At 44.3% G+C, this 20,743-nt stretch carries 18 protein-coding genes; 4 read left to right on the top strand and 14 right to left on the bottom strand.

Annotation, left to right across the window (positions count from 1 at the left end):
* Nucleotides 1-7: 7 nt before the first annotated feature.
* The 7 genes from TOL2_RS08225 to TOL2_RS08195 form a co-directional block, all read right to left on the bottom strand.
* Nucleotides 8-295 (bottom strand): cytochrome C oxidase subunit IV family protein, encoded by a 288-nt coding sequence (locus tag TOL2_RS08225; RefSeq protein ID WP_014957035.1) that lies wholly within the window; start codon nt 293-295, stop codon nt 8-10.
* Between the two features lie 124 nt (nt 296-419).
* Nucleotides 420-1,016, bottom strand: coding sequence for a cytochrome c oxidase subunit 3 (locus TOL2_RS08220; RefSeq protein ID WP_014957034.1), 597 nt, complete (start codon nt 1,014-1,016; stop codon nt 420-422).
* Nucleotides 1,017-1,056: 40 nt separating this feature from the next.
* Entirely contained in the window at nt 1,057-2,685 is a 1,629-nt protein-coding gene (locus TOL2_RS08215) for a cytochrome c oxidase subunit I (protein ID WP_014957033.1), read from the bottom strand.
* 17 nt (nt 2,686-2,702) lie between these two features.
* The gene (locus TOL2_RS08210; protein WP_014957032.1) at nt 2,703-3,665 is read right to left on the bottom strand and encodes an SCO family protein; all 963 of its coding nucleotides are present in this window, start codon (nt 3,663-3,665) and stop codon (nt 2,703-2,705) included.
* A complete protein-coding gene (locus TOL2_RS08205; protein WP_014957031.1) occupies nt 3,662-4,207 on the bottom strand; it encodes a DOMON domain-containing protein in 546 nt (181 codons plus the stop codon). Before TOL2_RS08205 ends, TOL2_RS08210 begins: the two co-directional genes overlap by 4 nt.
* A gap of 15 nt (nt 4,208-4,222) precedes the next feature.
* Nucleotides 4,223-4,648, bottom strand: a complete 426-nt coding sequence (locus TOL2_RS08200; RefSeq protein WP_014957030.1) for a DUF2231 domain-containing protein — start codon at nt 4,646-4,648, stop codon at nt 4,223-4,225.
* A 299-nt stretch (nt 4,649-4,947) separates the two neighbouring features.
* Nucleotides 4,948-5,760: a thioesterase family protein gene (locus TOL2_RS08195; RefSeq protein WP_041279369.1), complete on the bottom strand. Its 813-nt coding sequence runs from the start codon at nt 5,758-5,760 to the stop codon at nt 4,948-4,950.
* 174 nt (nt 5,761-5,934) lie between these two features.
* On the opposite strand from TOL2_RS08195, the gene yqeC reads away from it, so the two are divergent.
* The 3 genes from yqeC to TOL2_RS08180 are packed head-to-tail and all read left to right on the top strand — an operon-like array spanning nt 5,935 to nt 8,398.
* Nucleotides 5,935-6,735 (top strand): selenium cofactor biosynthesis protein YqeC, encoded by an 801-nt coding sequence (yqeC, locus tag TOL2_RS23555; protein ID WP_014957028.1) that lies wholly within the window; start codon nt 5,935-5,937, stop codon nt 6,733-6,735.
* Entirely contained in the window at nt 6,735-7,799 is a 1,065-nt protein-coding gene (locus tag TOL2_RS08185; RefSeq protein WP_014957027.1) for an XdhC family aldehyde oxidoreductase maturation factor, read from the top strand. Before yqeC ends, TOL2_RS08185 begins: the two co-directional genes overlap by 1 nt.
* Nucleotides 7,796-8,398, top strand: a complete 603-nt coding sequence (locus tag TOL2_RS08180) for a nucleotidyltransferase family protein (protein ID WP_014957026.1) — start codon at nt 7,796-7,798, stop codon at nt 8,396-8,398. Before TOL2_RS08185 ends, TOL2_RS08180 begins: the two co-directional genes overlap by 4 nt.
* Before the next feature lie 88 nt (nt 8,399-8,486).
* Here the strand turns inward: TOL2_RS08180 and TOL2_RS08175 are convergent, their stop codons facing one another.
* From TOL2_RS08175 to TOL2_RS08145, 7 genes are all read right to left on the bottom strand, one after another.
* Nucleotides 8,487-10,334: an acyl-CoA dehydrogenase gene (locus TOL2_RS08175; RefSeq protein WP_014957025.1), complete on the bottom strand. Its 1,848-nt coding sequence runs from the start codon at nt 10,332-10,334 to the stop codon at nt 8,487-8,489.
* Nucleotides 10,335-10,582: 248 nt separating this feature from the next.
* Nucleotides 10,583-11,944 carry a hypothetical protein gene (locus TOL2_RS08170; protein WP_014957024.1) on the bottom strand — a complete coding sequence of 454 codons (1,362 nt, stop codon included), beginning with the start codon at nt 11,942-11,944 and terminating at the stop codon, nt 10,583-10,585.
* 59 nt (nt 11,945-12,003) lie between these two features.
* Nucleotides 12,004-13,614 (bottom strand): acyl--CoA ligase family protein, encoded by a 1,611-nt coding sequence (locus TOL2_RS08165; protein ID WP_014957023.1) that lies wholly within the window; start codon nt 13,612-13,614, stop codon nt 12,004-12,006.
* A gap of 166 nt (nt 13,615-13,780) precedes the next feature.
* Complete coding sequence (locus tag TOL2_RS08160; RefSeq protein ID WP_014957022.1) at nt 13,781-14,443, bottom strand: response regulator transcription factor; 663 nt, start codon at nt 14,441-14,443, stop codon at nt 13,781-13,783.
* Nucleotides 14,443-16,710: a cache domain-containing protein gene (locus TOL2_RS23550; protein WP_014957021.1), complete on the bottom strand. Its 2,268-nt coding sequence runs from the start codon at nt 16,708-16,710 to the stop codon at nt 14,443-14,445. The genes TOL2_RS08160 and TOL2_RS23550 overlap by 1 nt, the downstream gene beginning before the upstream one ends.
* 68 nt (nt 16,711-16,778) lie before the next feature.
* Complete coding sequence (locus TOL2_RS08150; RefSeq protein WP_014957020.1) at nt 16,779-18,488, bottom strand: hypothetical protein; 1,710 nt, start codon at nt 18,486-18,488, stop codon at nt 16,779-16,781.
* Nucleotides 18,489-18,785: 297 nt separating this feature from the next.
* Nucleotides 18,786-20,129: a pyridoxal phosphate-dependent decarboxylase family protein gene (locus TOL2_RS08145; protein ID WP_014957019.1), complete on the bottom strand. Its 1,344-nt coding sequence runs from the start codon at nt 20,127-20,129 to the stop codon at nt 18,786-18,788.
* 260 nt (nt 20,130-20,389) lie between these two features.
* Here TOL2_RS08145 and TOL2_RS08140 point away from each other — a divergent pair, with 260 nt between their 5' ends.
* Entirely contained in the window at nt 20,390-20,698 is a 309-nt protein-coding gene (locus TOL2_RS08140) for a hypothetical protein (protein ID WP_014957018.1), read from the top strand.
* Nucleotides 20,699-20,743: the final 45 nt, after the last annotated feature.

The following is a 20,743-nucleotide window of genomic DNA, read 5'->3' as shown; positions in this document are numbered from 1 at the left end:
CTCCACCTCATCTGAATGCAACATCCCAGAATGTAAAACTGATCATGATGCCGAGAAAAAAAATAGTTCCGAGAAAAGAAAGTAAAAGTACCCTGCCTTCAAATTTCATGTGCATGAAAAAAAGCAGCACAAAGGACGCTTTGACGGATGCAATCAAAAGGGTGATCCAGACATTGAGCTTTCCCAGATCCATAAAAGACACGGCCACAGTGATACCGGTAAACATCAATAATACCAGAAGAACATTAAAAAGCGTTTTATATTCAAAAAAATGCTGTAACGGTTTATTTTCCATGGACTGTCTCCTGTATAATCTTCCAAATAACGGCCATGTCAGATTGATCTGCCACAACAAGAGATGAAAGAGATTGATTCCAACAGATTATAAGTTCTTTCATATAAAACGTCATAATCGCTTCCTAAATCACCAAATAAAATAAAGGAAAAATAAAAATCCAGATCAAATCCACCAGATGCCAGTAAAGCCCTGAATTTTCAAGCATGGCAAACCGGTCATGAGTAATTTTCTCTCTCATAACCAGCACAAGGCTGATCAACAAAAGGCTCATGCCGATAACAATATGAACACCGTGCAGCCCTGTTATCACATAATAAAGCCCGAAAAACATATTCTGACCGGGAGGACCATCCACCAATTTTTCCGAATTGGGAAAAATTCCATATTCTATTTTGTGACTCCATTCAAAATACTTGTTGACCAGAAATACAAGGCCGCACAAAAGGGCCGTCAAAATCCCGGCCATGACCCATTTTTTTTCTTTTTTTTGAATCGCCGTAATGGATGCTGCCACGGCAAAACTTGAAACCAGCAAAATGACGGTATTTACAACGCCGAAAAGGCGGTTCAATTCTTTGCCGCCATCCACAAAATCACTGGTGTACCTTGCAAAATATACGGCATACAGAACAAAAAGGCCGCCAAAAAGGATGATCTCCGTATAAAGAAAAAGCCACATGCCCATCTTTTTACCGGATTCATCAAGAGAAGAGGACATTTATGCTCCTTTATTTTTCATTTCATTTTTTTCATTCTTTTCATTTTTTTTGGGAGGCATATCGTTCCACAACCCCTGTAAAATCATAGGGGTAAGCCAACACCTCGGGTTCTGTTATAAAGTTATGAAGCGGCGGCGGAGAGGGTGTCTGCCACTCAAGAGTTGTGCCTCCCCATGGATCAGAAACCGCATCCCGTTGTTTTCTAAAGGAAAGCATCAGGTTGGTCATCATTAAAAAGATCCCGATAATCATGAAAAAAGCACCAAATCCTGCAAAAAAATTACCGGTTGCATATTGCGGCAGATAATCAAAATAGCGCCTGGGCATTCCCTGCAGCCCCAGAATGAACATGGGCACATAGTGAAGCACAAACCCGCCCGTAACAAGGATGGCACCGATATAGGCCCGTTTAAAATCATACATGCGCCCGAACATTTTGGGCCACCAATAATGCAGTGCTGCGAAAAATGCAAACCCGGTTCCGCCGAACATGGTGAAATGGAAATGGGCCACCACAAAATGGGTATCATGGACATGAATATCTGTTCCGGCGGCTCCCAGGACAAGGCCGGTCAACCCGCCCACTGAAAACAGATAAATAAAGCATAAGGCTAAAAACAGGGGCGGTGCCATCTGTATCGAACCTTTATACAGGGTGGACACCCATGAAAACACCTTGATGGCCGAAGGGATTGCCACCACAAAAGTCAGCAGAGAAAATACGAAAATAGCCGTATCGCTCATCCCGCTGGTATACATATGATGAGCCCAGACAAGGGAGCCTGCAATGGCAATGGCCATGGAGGAAGCCACAATGGCTTTGTATCCGAATATGGATTTGCGTGAAAACACGGGAATAATTTCCGAGATAACCCCCATACCAGGCAGGATCATGATATAAACAGCCGGATGGGAATACATCCAGAACAGGTGCTGGTATAAAATCGGGTCCCCTCCCCTGGACGGATCAAAAAGCCCTACTCCGACATAACGTTCAATGATTACCAGCAACAGTGTGATGGAAACCACGGGCGTTGCCAGCAGCTGAACCCAGGATGTGGCATACAAGGTCCAGGTGAACAAAGGGATCTGCATCCAGCCCATATCTTTTCTTTTCATCTTGTGTACTGTGGTGATAAAATTCAAGCCCGTTAGCATGGAGGCCATCCCCAGGACAAATGCGGCAAAAACCGCCGTGGAAACATTGGTGTTGGTTGAAATGGAGAACGGCACATAAAAGGTCCATCCAGTGTCGGCAAATCCGTCTGAAAAAAGAGATATGATGGCAATGGCCCCGCCGCTCATATACAGATACCAGGACAAAAGATTCAGTTTTGGAAAAAAAACGTCATCAGTTCCGATCTGCATGGGCAAAAAAAAATTTCCAAAAATAGCAGGTATACCAGGAATGATGAACAGAAAAATCATGATAACCCCGTGAAGGGTAAACATTGAATTGTATATTTCAGAGCCTATAACCGTTTCACCGGGAAACATGAGTTCCAGACGAAGAAGCCCCCCCAAAAGGACGGCCAGCAAAAACCAGAAAAGGATTGAAAACATATACATCAATCCAATGCGCTTGTGATCAGTTGTGATCAGCCAGGACCACACACCCTTATACCTTGCCGGTGAAGGGGTTTCAAAAAAAGATGTTGCACCTTCCATAAACTCCTCACAAACTCTTACGAATTTTCATTTTTAAATACTGTTTTATCTTTTTTACTCTTGTCTCTTTTTGACGGATACAGCAAAAATATAATAAATCCAAGCACCAGTATCAGGATAGCTGTTCCAACAATCCGAAACATCTTAAAAACATAGGTCTTCTTCTGGGGGTCATAATCAAAACAAAATGACAACACACCTCTTTTGATTGAAATACCGGGTTCTCCCCTGTCGGCTTCGCTGATTGCCATCCCAAGATCAAAAGGCAAAAAATTGGGTCCGTACAGATACCGGATAATTTTCCCGTCCTTAGCAAGAACCACAAGCACGGAGGGATGGACATAAAAATGGGGTTTTGTCTTGATAAAATAATATCCCAGGGAATCGGTCAGTTTATGGATATTCTCATTATCCCCGGTCAGATAAAACCAGTTTTCCAGGGGAAAATCCCGTTTTATCAGGTTGCTGTAATTTGTTTTGGCGATATTTGCATGTGTATGATCTTCATCATCGGCAAAACCCAGGGTAACCACATTAAATTCCTTGCCCGGTATCTGATCCACAAAGTTCAGGGCATTTGCCAAGTCTGCCTGCAAAAAATCACAGACAGAGGGGCACATAAAATAAACTGGAAGCAATACAACCGGCTTGTCAAAAATAGTTTCAAGCTTGATCGGATTGCCATTATCATCTTTAAAACGGGTGTCCAGGGCCGCATATTTCCCCAATTGTTCTTCAACCTTAATCTGCTGGGTAAGTGCGGGTTCCTGTTTTTCGGTTTCCATGACCATTTGGGTGTGATCATGAATGCTTTGATCAGGTTCTCCCTCGCCGACCATTACATCCTGACGGGGTGTTGCCGTCCCGTGATCAGGATGCATTTGCTCGTGATTGGTTTCTGCCTGAGCCACCGGCAAAAAGGTCAGCCAGACGGCCAGAAAAAAGGCAAAAAATATGGGGCTGGATCTTACGGGTATCATTTAATCTTCTTGTTTTCACCAGTTGAAAAATTAATTTCATAAATGGTACGAAAGGGATGGCGGTTTCTGAAAGAATCTTTTCCTGCACCATAAGCCAGCATCACTTTTGTTGTTCCTTCCTGTTTAATGGGTTTATCATAGGCGTCACCCGTATCCAGGGGCAATGAAAATGAAATGGTTGTGATCCCGTCTGCTTCTGAGCCTGCAGGATTCAGTACATCATTTTTCCCTCCCATTTCCTCATCACTTTTGTGCCCTCTTTTCCTGTTGCCATAATGATCTTCAACTTTGAACTTACCCTCCTTGACCGCGCCAATAATAATATTGGCTCCCTGCATGGCCTTTTCCGGATCAAATCCAACCGCTACCCAGCCGGTTGTCTTTGCTGACATTTGGACATGGATCTGTTCTCCTTCAATGGTCCATGAAAATTGCATATCTTTTACTTCAAGGGTATGCTGGTAGTCCATTGCGTACAACGGCAACAAACTTAAAAAAAATACAGTTGCCGCAATTGAAATAATAAAATAATTTTTCGTCATGAGTATTACTCCTTATTATCCATATTGAAGTTCACCGCCTGAAAATCCAAGACCGACGGCCAAAAAAACGATAACAATATAAAAAAGCGTCTTTTTATCAAACTTAGGGTTTTCAGGATCATCTGTAATGACAATAATCGCAAGGACAACAGTCAGAATAACTGCAAGAATCATTTTCAAAACAATCAAAAATTCCCACTGCCCCATATAGGTATGCTGCCAGTCCAGGTAACCTGTAAAAGCGGTTGGAAACACCCCTAAAAGCCCTAACACAACACAATGATACCCCGTTTTTGCCAGAAATCTCAATTTGGGCAGAAAAGAGGCCAGCCGGAAAATGACCGCTCCCATTACCATTCCCATGGGAATATGAGTTAATGCAGGATGAAGAGGATGAGTGAATCCGATTTTGTTTAGAAACTCAAAAATAATTTCCGTCATGTTGTCACCTTTGATTTGATTTTAGTTTCTCAATATTAAAGACAAATCAAATCCCGTATCAGGATTTTATTTTATCTTCGGCATTTGCTTTTTTCGATAAATAAAAATAGTTTTTGTCTGCGCTTAAGAACACCCACACTGTGTCGGGCTGTTCTTAAAAGATACGTTTAAGGAAGAAACAAGTCAAGGGAATTAACCGTTTCAAAAGAGAAATTTCCAACAGAAAAAACATTAATCATACATAACTTTTTTTATTGACAACTCATAATATGGCGACTGCTTTTTTTATATTTTAAGCATTACTCTTTTATTTTCCTGTATTTTGAAATCTGCCTGGAAACAGCTACAAGTTCACCATGGGTATTCCACAATTCCCCGTCTTCCTCCACAAGACCGCCACTGACAAACCGGCTTTTAAATATGCCTTTCAATATCAGGGTATCGGGAACTTTCCTGATATTAACGGATAACTCAATGGTAGGAACCCATGTCGAAGGGCCAAACTTTGCAAAAACCGGAGGCGGGTAGGTATCGGCAAACAATAAAATTGCCGGGATATCAATTTTACGTTTTTCTTTAAAGCAGACCCACCCCTTGAATTCGGATCGCCCGGAGCGCTCTCCTGTAAGCCATCCCGCACAAGACGGGTCCAGTCTCAGGTCAACATGGTCAAACAATGCATTATCCGGCGTCACCGGAACCTGGGAACATTCTTCAAAAGAGGCTATGACCGGCGGACCGGTTTCATATTCGCACAATACATCTTCGTTAACATCCGAAGAAAATGTCCCCATGGCACGGATTTTTTCCTTCCCCTGCTGTACCAGCCTGACCATGAGTCTTGTAAAATTGCCGGATTCAAAAATAACCTCAACATGGGCCAATGCCTTTCCGGGAACGCATTTTGAAATATAGTTTGCAGTAATGATGGGAGTGGCCTTTTGAGGGGAACAATGTTCCATGGCCCTTGCAATCACGGCCATAAGATATCCCCCATTTAACGTACTGCCGGCAATATTCCATTTATCCGACAAGGTTAGAGCAAAAACCTTGGACCCCGTATCCACCATTTCCAGATCCCTGTCAAACACATGCAGATTTTTCTTGATCATATTATATTCCAATCGGTATCTCTTTTTTTCTTTAGCACTTGAATTATTAAAAAATTATGAAATAATCATCCCCAAATTAAATAGACCAGGTTAAATATAGCAAGGTACATACATTAAAATGTCTTTGGGTTCAATAAATTACCATTTAGAGGGGAGTAACCATTAATTTTATTTATGATGACAACTTCATTAATTGACACATTAGGGCTAAAACATCAGGGGCTTATCAGCATTATCGGCGCAGGCGGGAAAACCACCCTGATGTTCCGGCTGGCAAGAGAACTTGCGGATTCCGGCAAAACCGTTCTGACAACAACCACCACCAAAATTTTCATGCCCGGCCCGGACACGTCACCGAAAACCATCATAGCCGGTTCCATTGAAGAACTGATTAAAAAATCAAAATCCGGGCTTAACCGCCACTCTCATTTCTCAGCAGGAAGCAGTCATGATCCTGGCTCTGGAAAATTGAACGGATTTGATCCGGACATCATTGATCAATTGCGGCAGACCAACCTTTTTGACTGGATTATTGTTGAAGCGGACGGTGCCAAACGAAAACCCATGAAAGCCACAGACACACATGAACCCGTGATCCCAACTGCCACAACCCACCTGGTTCTTGTCACAGGGCTTGATGCGGTAGGCCTCCCCCTGGACGAAAACCATGTTCACAGGGCAAACTTATTTTCCAATAACACAGGACTTTGCATGGGAGCCGCCATTGATGAACATGCCATTGCAACATCCATTGCCATTGAGATAAACAAAGCCGGGGCTTTGGGATGCCCTCAGGTAATGATTGTCTTCCTCAATAAAGCCGATACCCCGGACCGAATAGATGCAGGCCGGAAAATCGGGATGCTTTTGCAGGATAAGACCCAGCTTGACAGAATTATTACAGCCGCACTAAAAGACAATAACCCTGTAAAAGACTGCTTGCCCCCATCAAATAAAAAAAAGGAAAAAAAATAATGGGAAAAAACTTATATCTAAAAGCCTATGACCTGCTTTCATCCGGGAAAAAAATTATCCTTGCCAGAACCATTCGGCGTTCTGGATCAACTCCCAGGGATGTGGGGTCCATGTGCATCATTACGGAAGACGGCGACCTTATCGGAACGGTTGGCGGCGGACTTCTGGAATACAAGGTACAGCAAAAGGCCAAGACCCTGTTAAAGGAAAAAGAATCATTCGTCTACCAGTTTCGCCTGAGCGGTGAGGATCTGGCAGCCGGCGGCATGATCTGCGGAGGAGATGTTGACCTTTACCTGGAACCGCTTTTCCCGGAAAACACTGGCATGGTATCCTTATATAAAGCCATACAGGAACACATTATAAAAAATCGACCTGGCATACTGGTGACCCGGATTAAAGACGGCATACCTGCAATTGATACCGAAGCAAGGCTGTTTTTGGAAACGGACGGCCAAACCCTTGGGAGCATTTCCGGATTGAATCCAAAGCAATTGGCCTTTGACAAAAATATCCCCTATGAACTGATCTCTTCCGGAGACAAAGGAGAGGCTTTTTTTGTGGAAAAAATTGCCCTCAAGCCCCAGGTCTTTATTTTCGGGGCAGGTCACGTCTCGTTGTTTGTGGCGCAATTGGCAAAAATGGTGGGGTTCAGCATCACCGTAATTGATGACAGGCCCGAGTTTGCCAATGAACAACGATTCCCTGAAGCGGATAATATCCTTGTCACGGATCTGAACCAGGCATTTGAACAACTGGAAATTTCTCCGACTTCATATATCCTGATTATCACGCGGGGCCACCTCCATGACAAGGTTGTCCTGCAGCAGGCTCTTTCCACCGCTGCAGGCTATATCGGCATGATCGGCAGTAAAAAGAAGAAAAACACCATATACAAAGCACTGATGGAGGAGGGGTTTTCCAAAGAGCAACTTGAAACGGTTTATTCCCCCATTGGCCTTGAGATCAACGCGGAAACCCCTGAAGAAATTGCCGTCAGCATTGTGGGAGAACTGATTAAAAAACGGGCACCCAAAAAAAAGGCAAAGCAACTTATTTTATGAGTGGTCAAAACAAAAAGATTTCCGGGATCATCCTGGCTGCCGGATCTGCCTCCCGCATGGGAAAAACCAAGCAGCTGCTCCCATTTGGAGAAACCACTCTCCTGGGCCGGGTGATCCAAAATGCCCGGGACTCCCGGCTGCATGAAATCATTGTTGTACTGGGTCACAATGCTGGCAAAATAAGCCGGAGCATTGATTTTGAAGGGACCAGGGTCACCCGGAATACGGCCTATGCCAATGGGCAGAGTACATCCCTTATCAAAGGAGTCGAAGCGGTCTCGTCCGACTGTGATGCCGCCATGTTCCTTCTGGCTGACCAGCCCCTTGTAACTGCCGCCATTATCAACAGACTGGCTGATGCCTTTGAAACCGGCACCGCCCCGATTGTCATCCCCTATTGCAACGGCAAACGGGGCAACCCGGTCATTATTGCCAGGCCGCTGTTTTATCGCCTGGCATCATTATCCGCAGACACCGGGGCAAGGGTCTTGTTTGAAGAATTTAAAGACGTCATATTAAGAGTATCGGTTCCTGACAAGGCCATTCTGGTTGACGTGGATACACCGGCTGATTATCAAACCTTGATATCAAAAAAATGAACATCCAAATCCGAACCGCCCGGTGAGACCCAACAACGCTATTTATTGCGGGCAAACCCGGATAAAAGACCAGGTCTGTCCGTAGCAGTTATTTTGACCCAAAAGAGACATCAAGGATATCTTCCACACAAGAGTCACCTTCCAGAATGGCATCCATTTTCCCATAAGCTGCCGGCAGAAGGGTATGAATAAAAAACCTGGCCGATTCAATCTGGCCTGCATAAAAGGCTGCATCCTTATTTTTCTCAGCTTTTGCGGCAACCGCTTTCTTTTCAAGACTGCCAACTTTTTCAACAAGCCTGGGTGCGGCAACAGATGCCCGCCACAAATGCATCCATGCAAAGGTTACATCCCCTGTCACCTCAAGGAAGGGATGAGCAAAGGCATAGGCATTCAGAACTTTCTCGGACCTGGCTCTCTGTCCGATTTTTTGAGCAAGTGCTTCAAGCCTGGATACGGCATGGTCAACTTTTTCAACCAGTGCTTCAATACCCTCAATTACTTTTGCCTCTTCAATGGTCTTTCTCATCTGGTCAATAAAGTATTTAAAACTTTTGCCTTTGTTCATGCCAAGTTTTCTGCCGATAAGATCCATAGCCTGGATGCCGTTGGTGCCTTCGTAAATCATAAAAATCCTTGAATCCCTCATCAGCTGTTCAACCGGGTATTCACTGATATAACCATAGCCGCCATAGACCTGGACGCCATGGGAGCATACTTCCAGGGCCTTGTCCGTGACATACCCTTTTACAACGGGGGTCAACACTTCAATCAATGCACTGGTATCTGCCCTGAGCCGTTCATCATCCGTGATGCGGACAATGTCGGAACATTTGCCATAATAATAGATCAACGACCGCATCCCTTCCGTGTAAACCTTCATGTTCAACAGCTGGCGTTTCACATCGGGATGCCGAATAATGGTTACATTTTTTGCAGCCGGGTCTTTGCCAGCAAGCAGATATTTTCCCTGAACCCTGTTCCGGGAATAATCAAGGGCATACATATACGCGGCAGATGCCACGGCAAACCCCTGAATGCCGACAAAGGCACGCGCTTCATTCATCATCCGGAACATGGCCGCCATGCCTTTGTTCTCTTCTCCCAGGAGGGTGCCTATACATTCGCCTTTTTCTCCCAGAGAAAGAGAGGCTGTGGCATTGCCGTGAATGCCCATTTTATGTTCCAGGCCCGTACACACGATATTGTTGAAATCCCCCAGATTGCCGTCGTCATTGACATGGTATTTGGGAACCAGGAACAGTGAGATCCCCCTGGTGCCGGCAGGTGCGCCGTCAATCCTGGCCAAAACCGGATGAATGATATTCTCGCACAGATCATGGTCGCCGGCTGAGATAAAAATTTTTGATCCCTGGATGGAATAGGTGCCGTCCGCTTTTTTCGTTGCCGTGGTGGTCAAGGCCCCGACGTCTGATCCTGCCTCGGATTCGGTCAAAAGCATTGTGCCGCCCCAGACACCGGCAAACATTTTTTTCATGTACCGCTTTTTCTGGTCTTCAGTGCCAAAGGCTTCCACCAGCTTTGCCGCACCGTGGGTCATGCCGTAATAGAGCATGAATGCTGAGTTGGCACCCACCATGTATTCCAGGGCAGCACACCCGACAAGTTTCGGCATTCCCTGCCCCCCGACCTCGGGGTCGTCACACATGGCAAGCCATTCGCCTTCACAATAGAGGTTCCAGGCCCGTTTAAAGGATTCGGGCACCGTTACCTTTCCGTTTTCAAGTTTACATCCGATCTCATCCCCGTCCTTAAAAGTGGGAAGAATTTCTTTTATGGCCAGGTTCCTTGCCTCGGAAACGATCAGGTCTATTGTCTTTTTGTTGAATTCATCAAATGATTCATGGTCCACCATCCCGATCTGTTCATGCAGGACAAAATCAACATCCCGTCTGTCAGCGATAAGCTGTGCCATATGTTTTACTCCTTTTATATAATTTTATATGAAAGAACTTCTAACCTGCTGGAATTAGATCTCTTTCATTTTTTTATTGTGCAGCTTGATCTGCCATGGCCGTTATTACCAGTTTATTTTGGACGCCTGGTCAGAATATTTTACGATAACAAACAGTTACAATTTATCCACCTGAGTTCGTCCTGTGGTGTACCCCTGAGTAATGGCCCCTCCCGGTCCCGGCAAGGGCCGTTACCCAGACAATTGATTTATGTGGTTTCGATTTCAACCACCACTTTTTTTGAAGCCTTGAATTTACTTTCCAAAAAGATATGCAGCACAACACCTACCCCAAGGCCCCATGCAGCCCCATGCATTGCAAGGACAACCGCCATGGTGCCGGCCACACCCAGTTCCAATGGCTCCTTGATCTGCTTGAATGCTGTAATGATGCACAGATATCCGGTAACTACCATGGTCAAAGAAAGTCCAAGGGGCAGAAACGGCTTGAAAAAGCTGACAAGGGGCAAGATGAACAAGGCGATGAATCCTGAAATCCAAAAGGTCCCGCTGCCGCTGAAAATTGAATCCATGGCTTTCCGGCCATGGCGATACCGGTCGGCAACGGTTGCCGTAACGGCAGTCCAGATGGGACCGGCAAGGCCCGGATAAGGCGCAAAAAAAGCATGGAGCAGGTTTCTCATGCCGGTTACCAGATGAATTCTGTCAATATCAATCTCCACCTTTTCATCAGGCCGGCTTTCTTCACAGCTTGCCTTAACCAGAGCCGTCCCCACGATCACATCTCCAAAGGCAATGATATATGCAATAATTGCTGTGGGAATTGCTTTGATAAACATGTCAGCGCTGGGAAAACCCACTGTAAAGGGAAGATATGCCCACATCTGTCTGAAATGCGGGATGGTGATTCCCCATTCAATATCCGGTATGGGATATTCATTGACCAGGATACCGATAAATATGGCAAGTACCATGGCAGGCACCATGCCGTACTTACCCAACATTTGTGCGATTTTATTTTTATTTTTCAATTTTAAAAAGGATACCGAAAAGAGCATATAAAAACAGATCAAACTGCCCAGGCCGATGGCAATGGGCGTTTTGGGAATGCGGCCACCCAGTTTCAATTCTCCCATATAAGCGGCAACACCGGCTCCCAGAAGAATTCCCGCCTTGATGGAGGCAGGAACCTTTGTCACCACTTTACTGCTGAGTCTGGTGATTCCCAACAAAAGGAAAATGGCTGCCACAAGAAGCTGAAGGGCAACCAGGGCCTGAATCGCTTCAGGACCCGGTGTAAACTGCCCCAGATAGAGAAGAACCACAGGAATAGCCGGGGTAATCCAGCCCGGCACCATAGAGACACCCAGAAAGGCCGGCATCATAAAACCAATCCCACAGACAAAAGTATAGGCAAGCGCTATCTCATATGGAAGGCCCAGGTATTTTTGCAAAAGCGGTATCATTGCAAGACTTACAACAAAAAGAATAAGGGCCTGTACAAATTCCACCGGCTCCCATCGATAATGAACAAGGGGCAGTCTTATTTTGAAAGGACCAAAGGGCCAGTAAGGTTGTTCTTCACCATTTTGGCGTTTATAAACGGACATGTTGACTTCCTTTCTAATCTTTAAAATAGAATATTTGCTTCAAATCTGCAGCAGGACTGCTAATTCACCATGCGATCATGGCCCTCCCATTCCTTTTCCCGAAGTTTGAATTTCTGAGTCTTGCCGGTAGCGGTTTTCGGCAATTCTCCGAATTCAACGTATTTTGGTGCTTTAAACCGTGCCAGTTTTGTTCTGCAAAATTCAATAATATCCTCTGCAGCAGGCTGGGTTCCGTTCTGCAGTGCAATAAAGGCCTTGGGCACTTCGCCCCATTTCGGATCCGGCACAGGAATCACAGCCACCTCAAGAACGTCGGGATGGGTGAACAGAACATTTTCTATTTCAACGGTTGAAATATTTTCCCCGCCGCTGATAATGATATCTTTTTGGCGGTCCATGATCTGAATGTAATTATCCGGATGCATTACAGCCAGATCCCCGCTGTGAAACCAGCCTCCCCGGAATGCATCATTGGTAGACTCAATATCTTTGTAATACCCCAACATGACATTGTTGCCCCGCATGACGATTTCGCCCATTGTTTTCCCATCCCTTGGAACAGGTTCCATTGTTTCAGAGTCTACAACATCCATATGTTGAGCAACAATATACGGAACGCCCTGGCGTGCTTTAAGCCGGGCTTTTTCAAAGGGATCAAGGTCATCCCACCTGGGTTGCCAGCGGCAGATACTGTGAGGCCCAAATACTTCTGTGAGACCATAGCTCTGGAGAATATTTGCGCCAATACTCTCCATGTTCTGAATGACCGTGGGTGCCGGTGGTGCCCCGGCTGTCATGATTTCAAGGTTGCCTGACAGCGTTAACCGGTTTTCCCTGGCATAGGCCGACATTGAGATAAGAATGGTGGGAGCGGCACACAGATGGGTGATCCCCTTAGAATCAATAATATTGTAAATTTCTTCCGGGACCACTTTGCGCAGACACACATGGGTGGCTCCCATAGCAGTTATGGCCCAGGTGAAACACCACCCGTTGCAGTGAAACATGGGAAGTGTCCAGAGATAAACGGAGTCGGGGCTGATCTTGAACTCAAGCAGCTCACCAATGGCATTCAAATATGCCCCGCGGTGATGATACATAACTCCTTTTGGCTGTCCGGTTGTTCCGCTGGTGTAGTTGATGGTTATGACATCTCTCTCATCGGTTACAGCAAGTTCAACTGGTTCCTCTGACCCGGAAGCAAGGAAGGTTTCATAATCCGGTCCATCAAGGGGCTTTGAATCGTCAAGATCACAGATATTGACATAAGTGCCAACCTTGGGCAGCGAAGACGAAATAGAGGCAACCGTGCTGCCGAACTCATTGTCCGCAAACACAGCCTTTGCATCTGAGTGATCAATAATATAGGCGATTTCATTGGCAGACAACCTGATATTGATGGATACCAGGACCGCCCCGATCAGGGGAACAGCATAATGGGCCTCCAGCATGGGCGGGGTATTGGGGCAGATGAATGCAACTTTGTCACCCTTGCCTATATTGTTTTTTTTCAGGGCATTGGCCAGGCGAAATACCCTTTCCTGGAATTGGGCATAGGTGAAGTGCCGGTCCCCATAAATCACTGCCGCCTTGTTGGGATAAACCTCGACACTGCGGCTGAGAAATTTCACCGGACTCAGCAAATCATAATTTACACTCTGCTCAGGCATTTTTGTTCCTCCTTGTACCTTTTTGTTGTCAATAAACAATGGTCGCTAAACCTTAATCAGGATTTGAATATAATTTAGCAACAAGGCATAAGGGTTTCAATCGGTCAACAGCGGATAATCATACTGCCGATAATCTTAGGCGGGATAGGTTTAGAACCTAGAAAAGTTATTTTTCCATTTTCCGGGACCAGTGGACGGCGGATTTGACAAGCTCTGTGTAGTGTTTGAGGTTCAGCTTTGTTTTGATATTCTCGCGATGGGTGCCGATGGTTTTGATGCTTAAATTCAACCGAGCAGCAATCTCCTTTGAATCAAGACCGTCTCCGATAAGACGGAATACTTCAAGTTCCCGGTTGGTTAAAATGTCCAGGGAAATTTTTTCGCCGGCCGTCTTGCGGGAAACCAGCCGGCTGAATATCTTGTCCTTAATCTTTTGACTTGCATAAATCTCACCTGACAGCACCTGGCGAATGGCCTTGACAACATGGCTGATGGCCTTCTGCTTCATGATATATCCGCGGGCACCGGCCATCAGCGCCCTTTCTGCATAAAGGGTTTCGTCATACATGGAAAGCACCAGTACCGGCAGATCCGGATATTCCCTGTTGATGTCCTCCACAAGGTCGATCCCGTTACTCTCCTTGAGCGAAATATCAACAATAACAAGATCGGGACAATGGTGTTTAATGGCGGTCCATGCTTTGTCTGCGGTATCTTCACTGGTGCTGACCGTCAAATCAGGTTCCCTGCCGATCAGTTCTGTCATGCCAAGGCAAAAAACAGGATGATCATCCACAATCATTATCTTAAAGGTGTTTTCAAGTTCCATCAGACGATTTCCTCCTTTTGAGCATTTGACAAGGTATTTTTGATGTAAACATGCACCATGGTTCCGTTCTGCCCGGTTTCAATATCAAACCTGGCATCAATAATTTTTGCACGATATGCCATTATCTGCAACCCCATGCCATGCTGAACGCCTGTATTCTTTATCCCCCTGCCGTTATCTTTGATACACATATGGATTAATTCATTTTCCCTGGACAAGCAGAGTTCAATCCTTCCTGCGTCTGAATGTTTTACGGCATTGGTTACCGCCTCCCTGGCAATATAATAAAGATGGGTGGCCACACTATTATCCTGAAACACCACGGTTTTGTCCACATCAAACCTGAACTTTATCCCGGAAGCGTGTCCCAGAGTATCGGCTATTTCCTCAAGTGAGGCCTGGAGGCCGTGGGAAACCAGGTGGACGGGACACAAGCCCCTTGCCAGGGACCGGGCCTTGCCAATGGCATCCTCGATCAACACCAAGATTTTATCTGCAAGGCCTTCGCCCGCATGGCCCTGGACGGCCAGATCGCCTTTTAATACCGTGGCCAGACCTGCGATGCCGATCAGGTGAGGGCACAGATCATCATGGAGATCCTGTCCGATTTTCCGGCGCTCCCGGTCCCCCACATGAATCAACTGCTTTTCCAGCTGTTTTGATTTGGTGATATCCCTGAGAATGATGATACTGCCGGACGGATTCCCTTTTCGATCCCTGGTAATGGCACCACTTATACTGACATCAACCGTGTGGCCCTGTTTTGAATACCGCCGGGTTTCTACATTATTGATGGCATTACCTGAAATAACCTGATTTATCATTATTTTTGTTTCGTTCCAATTATCTTCAGGCACATAATGACCCATTCTCTTTCCGACACATTCCTCAAGGGACCATCCAAAGACCCTGGTAAATGCCGGGTTGATATAAATAACATTGCCTTTCATATCATAGGTAACAATGGGGTCTGCCGCCGCCTCCATCAACAGGAAATACCTTTCCTGGCTTTTCCTTTGCGCCTCTTGGGCAATGCGCCGCTCCTGGATCTGGTTCTGCAGGCTCTGGTGATAGGTTTCCAGCCGGTCCATGAACCGGTTAAAATAAACCACCAGCTGCCCGACTTCGCCTGTGGAATCATTTTTCATTCGGGCCGTAAAGTCGCCCTCTCTTACACAGTCAAACCGCCCCATCAATTCGCGCAGGGGATTTGTGATGGATGAGCTGATCTTGAATGTAATTGCCAGCATGAGCAAAAAAAAAGCAATGGAAACGCCAAAAATAAAATTACGGATGGTATCAAGTGGGCTGTAAAACTCATCCAGGTAACACGAAGACGCAACAATCCACTGATATTCATCAATATAATTGAACATAACCATCTTCTGCCTGGCTTTGGGTTCATCAGGATTTTTCCAATAATAAACGGATTTTCCCTTTTTACGTTTCATCATATCTTCGAGATACTTGTTGGGAAGCTCTTCTGCATCAAAAATATTGATGCCCTGAAGTTTTGGATGGATAACGGCGGTTCCCCTGCTGTCAATCACAAAGGAATACCCTGTTTTTCCAAATTTAAGGGAAAGTATGCTTTTACGAAAATCCTCCACATTTACCAGCTTGGTAAATTCAGTACGATAAGCACTGGCGGAAATAATCCAGTCCCAGGGTTCAAAATACACCATATAAAGGGCCTTTGGCCGGGGAACGGTTTCTCCCGGATTCTTCCATTCATATTCCAGGTATCCCTGAGGAGACCTCATCTGCCGGGATACAAAATCATGGTGGGCAACATTGGAACCGATCAGGGTGGGCTGCGGATGGACCACTACCATGCCATTGCTGTTCACACCATAAATATATCCTGATGTGCCGATTGTCTGGCAGAGCATCAATTCAGATGCCCTCTCTTTGGCCTCAGCTTCACTGATCCTGTTGTCCAGGGCCTGATTGTAGAGACTGCGAACGATTTCTTCATTTTTTTCAGCAACGGCTCTTAAATGATTTTTTATGGAAACCGTCACAGATGTTTTTACCAGGTTGAAAATCATCTGGGTCGTATTGTTCAGTTCGCTTTCAATGCTTGTCTCTATATTATTTCTTACGAATACATAAATAAAAAGGCTGCATAACAGCATGGAGAGGAAAAAAACAATGGAAAAACTGACAAGAAATTTATAGCGGATCTCAAGAGACTTGAACAAAGACCTCATTGCCTTGAGACGGTTATTGATTGTTTTCAGTAACCGGCTGTACAGATGCAGCATATTCACATTATAACCCCATTAAAAATTATTCATTCATAATGATACGGACACAATAAGCGCCCTCTCCTTTACTTATGAATGGTAAGCTGGGGAAAGGGAATTTCCCATTTATTCAGGGTGCAGGCATCCACGCACCAGCGCTGGATGGCCCTGGACAACCGCTGGTACAAAGGGGCCATATCACCTTTAAAATCCGCAATCACAACCATGTCAAGGGATGATCCGCCAGCCTGACAAAACTCCACCTTTAGATTCAACAGGCTCTTTTTGTACCCTTCCGCATCAATTTGGGTCTCAATATATGATTTTAAAATTTCAAGTATACTTCCTGTGGATTCTTTCTGAAGATCATAGCTGATGCCGAAAGGGATTTTAAGCCTGAAATTGACAGAGATGTTCAATGGGGACAATGCCAGAAAATCGCTCGTCTGGTAGGTTTTATGGGAACCGCCCCGCTGAACCAGTTCCACCATCTCGTGAGAGAGACTTGTAACAACCCCCCTGGTGCCGTCGGAAAGAATAACCCAGTCGCTTCGTTTACAGGGAAACCATGGTTCTTTTTTATGAAACGGCCTGGAGGTTTTACCAAGAAGCTCTTCAATGGGCAGACGAAGCTTGACCCCAAGATAGGGATTTTCAAGCTCACTGAAAACATTGATGCTCTTTACAAGCCAGGGCACGCCATGATGAACCATGCGCTCGCCTTCCCTGACAGCGCCGATATTCAGCATAAGCCGACTCTGGTGCCAGTACTGGGGAAGGGTATGTTTGGCAGCCCAGCCCACTCCCATGATAAAGATAATGGTTAAACTGAGCAACACCCAGTCTTCCACCACATAAAAAACAAACACAAGGACAAACAGGGTTAAAAACAAGGCAAATATTTTAAAGAAAAGATTTAATACCCGGACATGAAAAGGCCTGTATTTGGCCGTATATCCGGGAACAAACCGTACCAAAGCCCTGGAAGATAAGCGTAAAAACAAAACCACCCCCAGGCATGCCATCACAGCAATAAACAGGAATAATCCCCGGGTGCGAAAAAAATTCTTCACAGAGGTCCGGGAGGTTTCAATAATGGATTTTTCTTCGCTCTCCATTTCAGCCAAACGCATGCTCACGATTTCCAGTTTATTCTGAATCTGATTTTCAACCCCCTTCCATTCCGGCAGCAGCTTTTTTAATTTGTTTTTCATTTCCCTGTTTTCCGACCGGGATATCAGGGTGTTAATATTGCCCACTGCCTGCTGGGCAACCGGTAACAGATTCTGGTAATAGGAAAGCTCATCCTTTAATTTTGTTTTATATCTTGCCTTAACCGTCAAACGCTTGATTTCTTTAATACCGGGCTCAACCAGACCAACCAACTCGTTTTTCCAATCAAACTCTTCGACTTTTTTTTCAGCAAACAGCCCGACATCTATGCCTGTGGCAATCCGCTCAAAATCCACGGTATAATCATTGAGCTGCTTGTCAAGTTTTTTCAATTCAAAAATCAACGATTCTTTTTCAGTATCTGAACTGCTTTTTTTCAGGACTTTGTTTTTCTCATTTATCCGCTGATTCAGACCTTTTTTCAATTCTGTAATAGAGTGAAGCATTTTCAAAGAGGTTTCATTCTTGTCCAGTTCCGGCTGGGGTTTCAGTGCTTGTTGCTCCAGATTTGAAGAGGGTTCATCAGCTTTGGTATCCTCGGGCAGCGTGGTCTCAACGGCAAGAACCGCACTGCAAGAACAAAAATACAAAAAAAGAACCATAAAAATAAAACGGTGAATCATAAATAACCTCTCGAAATTAAAGTATTTATCGTTTACAAACTCAATTGTCTTTTATGAGTTTCAAGCCGATTCAGCATCTGTTTTATGCTGTAATTGGCTCCAGCCAAGCGTTTTCTGACTTTTATAACCCTTATAAGGTTTAAGAATGATATTCAAGTCAAAACTGTGTATTTAAAAATTCTATCGTGAGCAAACCTGGATTAAAAACCAAGTCTGCCCTTTGCAGTTTACATGAAAGAACTTCTAAATTATTGGAATCAGATCTCTTTGTTTTTGTAATATCCACATACCGTGATATCAAACGTTTAAAGTTTTTATCGATGTTTGAATTATGTCAAACATCTTTTCTATCCAGTCATCATGTTCAGGTTTCATTAAACAGGATCTAAGACATGCAAGATCATCACTATCCCATTGGATGTCACAATGATGACTTGCGATTGATTGTGGAATATTTACCAAAGCCAGATGAAGATTTAATTGGGCAGCCTTTTGAAAAAACCTTCTGTTTCGCTTAGAAATCTCTTTAGAAGAAACTCCTTTCAGGCTCCAGACAATAATATCAAGGTCTGGTTTAAAAAAGGTGAAAAATTCATCAGCACTGTTTATCAGCTCAAATAATTTAATCGCGGCATGTCTTGATTTCTCAAGATTTTTTGCAAACTCACCGCCTTTTTTCATTGGAAAATATTGCTGAGTGGCCCATAAAGCCACGGAAGATGCCCCTGCCCTTGAACATTCAAGGCTGATTTCCCCAAGATGAAGTTCATCTGATGTAAAATAGGTATAAGGTGACTCATGCTTGTAAAATTTCCCAACATGGGGATCTTTGAACAAAATACAGCCGCATCCATAGGGCTGGAGGCCGTGTTTGTGAGGGTCCACGACAATTGAATCTGCTTTATGCATTTGCTCAAATGCCAAAGTGGTTTCTGCGGACAAATTTGTTGCCAGTTTAAAATATCCGCCGTAGGCTGCATCGATATGGATTCTGAATTTATATCTTTTTTGCAGATCAAGAATTTTCGTTAACGGATCAATTTTTCCACATCCTGTTGTCCCCATTGTCACAACGACTGTTCCGACATCAAAATCTTTTAAAATTTTTTCCAGGGCAGCCGTATCCATGACACCATCATGATCAGCAGGAACCGGTTTAAAAGCAATTTTTAAAACATCACATATTCTATTATGAGTATAATGGGCCTGTTCGGAAGCCACAATGACTTTTCCGGGATTCATTTTTTCACAAATCCAGAGTGCTTCAAGGTTGGCAAAGGTGCCTCCGCTGGTCAAATGACCGAGAAAATCATCCCACCCAAACATATAGGCAATGTTTGAGACCGCTTCTTTTTCTAATTTTGAACTGGCGATTCCCCCGTCAATGGCATGATTATTGGGATTCATCAACATTGCCAGGGTATAGGACAACAAGGCAACCGGATGAGGTGGTTTCAGCATCTGGCCTGCATACAAGGGGTGATGATAAGGGTAGTTGCTTTTTAATTTTTCAGCAACCAGGTTCAAAATAGTATTGATTTTTCCCATATCTTTTTCTTGCTCAAAACAAGGCAGGTGATCAAAACCTGACAACAATTGAGTCATTGCCTCGTGAAGATGTATGATCAATTCTTTTTCCATTTTTATCTCTCCGGCTTGAATTCATTGTCCATGGTTTCTTCTATTGTTTGGAAGCCACTATGTTTTTTAATTCTATGTTTAAAATAAATCCTTTGAATAGTAAAGACTCTTAAATCATGGAAATTATCTTGGCTTAAATGCAAGAGTATAACCCCTAAATTTAGGGCTTGACTTGGCCGGTTTATTCCCATAAATGAATTAAAATAATGTTAAACCTGTTCAATTTTTTGCATTACGAATTAAACAAAATGGATACATAAATGAATAAAAATACTGATACCTTTCAGATAGATCCTCCGGCAAATCCTCCGAAAGATGATTTCACCATCCGATGTCCAAGACTTGGACATCAGATCAATTTTTCCTATTGCCGGTCTGAAAATAGCGGAGATCCCTGTTTTAAAACCCTTGATTGCTGGTATCCCCATTTTGATGTTCACGCCTACCTCAAAAACAGCTTAAAAAAAGATGAATTCAAAAAAATCTTCTTAAACAAGGCAAAACCAAAAGTCCTGTCATTGTTTGAATTAATTGAACAGGCAAAAAAAAGGAAAGAAAAGCAGGATTAATCTTTTTAAATCAGACAACCATCCATTTTAAAAAAACAAACTATG

This window comes from Desulfobacula toluolica Tol2 (assembly GCF_000307105.1).
In the GTDB taxonomy this organism is placed as follows: Bacteria; Desulfobacterota; Desulfobacteria; order Desulfobacterales; family Desulfobacteraceae; genus Desulfobacula; species Desulfobacula toluolica.
The sequence above is the reverse complement of the archived record's forward strand: the minus strand, read 5'-3'. Positions and strand labels throughout refer to the sequence as shown.

Excerpts from the sequence above, each read along its gene's own strand:
- TOL2_RS08225 (WP_014957035.1), bottom strand. The coding sequence starts at position 295 with ATGGAAAATAAACCGTTACAGCATTTTTTTGAATATAAAACGCTTTTT.
- TOL2_RS08220 (WP_014957034.1), bottom strand. The coding sequence starts at position 1,016 with ATGTCCTCTTCTCTTGATGAATCCGGTAAAAAGATGGGCATGTGGCTT.
- TOL2_RS08215 (WP_014957033.1), bottom strand. The coding sequence starts at position 2,685 with ATGGAAGGTGCAACATCTTTTTTTGAAACCCCTTCACCGGCAAGGTAT.
- TOL2_RS08210 (WP_014957032.1), bottom strand. The coding sequence starts at position 3,665 with ATGATACCCGTAAGATCCAGCCCCATATTTTTTGCCTTTTTTCTGGCC.
- TOL2_RS08205 (WP_014957031.1), bottom strand. The coding sequence starts at position 4,207 with ATGACGAAAAATTATTTTATTATTTCAATTGCGGCAACTGTATTTTTT.
- TOL2_RS08200 (WP_014957030.1), bottom strand. The coding sequence starts at position 4,648 with ATGACGGAAATTATTTTTGAGTTTCTAAACAAAATCGGATTCACTCAT.
- TOL2_RS08195 (WP_041279369.1), bottom strand. The coding sequence starts at position 5,760 with ATGATCAAGAAAAATCTGCATGTGTTTGACAGGGATCTGGAAATGGTG.
- yqeC (WP_014957028.1), top strand. The coding sequence starts at position 5,935 with ATGATGACAACTTCATTAATTGACACATTAGGGCTAAAACATCAGGGG.
- TOL2_RS08185 (WP_014957027.1), top strand. The coding sequence starts at position 6,735 with ATGGGAAAAAACTTATATCTAAAAGCCTATGACCTGCTTTCATCCGGG.
- TOL2_RS08180 (WP_014957026.1), top strand. The coding sequence starts at position 7,796 with ATGAGTGGTCAAAACAAAAAGATTTCCGGGATCATCCTGGCTGCCGGA.
- TOL2_RS08175 (WP_014957025.1), bottom strand. The coding sequence starts at position 10,334 with ATGGCACAGCTTATCGCTGACAGACGGGATGTTGATTTTGTCCTGCAT.
- TOL2_RS08170 (WP_014957024.1), bottom strand. The coding sequence starts at position 11,944 with ATGTCCGTTTATAAACGCCAAAATGGTGAAGAACAACCTTACTGGCCC.
- TOL2_RS08165 (WP_014957023.1), bottom strand. The coding sequence starts at position 13,614 with ATGCCTGAGCAGAGTGTAAATTATGATTTGCTGAGTCCGGTGAAATTT.
- TOL2_RS08160 (WP_014957022.1), bottom strand. The coding sequence starts at position 14,443 with ATGGAACTTGAAAACACCTTTAAGATAATGATTGTGGATGATCATCCT.
- TOL2_RS23550 (WP_014957021.1), bottom strand. The coding sequence starts at position 16,710 with ATGCTGCATCTGTACAGCCGGTTACTGAAAACAATCAATAACCGTCTC.
- TOL2_RS08150 (WP_014957020.1), bottom strand. The coding sequence starts at position 18,488 with ATGATTCACCGTTTTATTTTTATGGTTCTTTTTTTGTATTTTTGTTCT.
- TOL2_RS08145 (WP_014957019.1), bottom strand. The coding sequence starts at position 20,129 with ATGGAAAAAGAATTGATCATACATCTTCACGAGGCAATGACTCAATTG.
- TOL2_RS08140 (WP_014957018.1), top strand. The coding sequence starts at position 20,390 with ATGAATAAAAATACTGATACCTTTCAGATAGATCCTCCGGCAAATCCT.